Source organism: Seonamhaeicola marinus (assembly GCF_008085455.1).
Window position 1 is genome coordinate 1 of sequence record NZ_VSDQ01000388.1, and the last position, 269, is coordinate 269.

1 protein-coding gene is annotated in these 269 nt (G+C 33.8%); it reads left to right on the forward strand.

Annotated elements, in window-relative coordinates; translation table 11 throughout:
* Positions 1-269 (forward strand): lactate/malate family dehydrogenase (locus FUA24_RS05080; protein WP_449441419.1); only part of this gene is annotated, 269 nt, incomplete at both ends.

The window sequence follows — 269 nt, forward strand, 5'->3', positions numbered from 1 at the left end:
GCTATTAAAAATTTTGCTTCAGAAGTAGTTTTGTTAGACATTAAAGAAGGCTATGCTGAAGGTAAAGCTATGGATTTAATGCAAACAGCATCATTAAACGGATTTGACACTAAAATAACTGGTGTTACAAATGATTATAGCAAAACAGCTAATAGTGATATTTGTGTTATTACCTCTGGTATTCCTAGAAAACCAGGTATGACTCGCGAAGAGTTAATTGGTATTAACGCTGGCATTGTAAGATCTGTGTCTTCTAGCTTAATTGAGCA